We start from the raw sequence: 509 nt of genomic DNA, 5'->3' as shown, positions 1-509 counted from the left end.
GGGGAAGAGAAAGGGAGAGAGAAGAGAAGGAAGAAGGAGGAGAAAAAAGGGGGAAAAAAAGGGAAAAGGAGGGGAAGGGGAGGGAGAAAAGAGAAGAAGAGGAGGGGGAGGAAAGAAAGGAAGAGGGAGAGGAAGGAAAGGAAAGGAAGAAAGAGAGGAGAAGGAAGGAGAAGGAGAGGAGGAGGAGAAAGGGGAAGGAAAGGGGGGAGAGGGGGGAGGGGGGGAAGAGGAGGGGGAAAGAGGAAAAGAAGGGAAAAAAAAGAGGAGAAAGAGAAAGGAAAAAGGGAAGGAAGAAGAGAAGAGAGGAAAAGGAAGGAAGAGGAGAAAAAAGAGGAGGAGAGAAGGGGAAGAAAGAGAGGGGAGAGAGAGGGGAGGGAAAGGCGCAGGGGGAGGAAAGAGAAGAAAAGAGGGGGAAGAAGGAAAAAGGGAGGAGAAAAAGGAAAAGAAAAAGGGGAGGAAGGGAAGGGGGAGGGGGGAGAAAGGGAGAGAAGAGGAGGGGGGGGAGAGAA

The 509-nt window shown here is 51.7% G+C and carries 1 protein-coding gene; it reads left to right on the top strand.

What is annotated here, in order from left to right; translation table 11 throughout:
- Nucleotides 1-509 (top strand): hypothetical protein (locus IB255_RS31360; protein ID WP_192211288.1); only part of this gene is annotated, 509 nt, incomplete at both ends.

Origin of the sequence: Pseudomonas sp. PDM22, assembly GCF_014851965.1 — a bacterium.
Lineage (GTDB): Bacteria > Pseudomonadota > Gammaproteobacteria > Pseudomonadales > Pseudomonadaceae > Pseudomonas.
The sequence above is the reverse complement of the archived record's forward strand: the minus strand, read 5'-3'. Positions and strand labels throughout refer to the sequence as shown.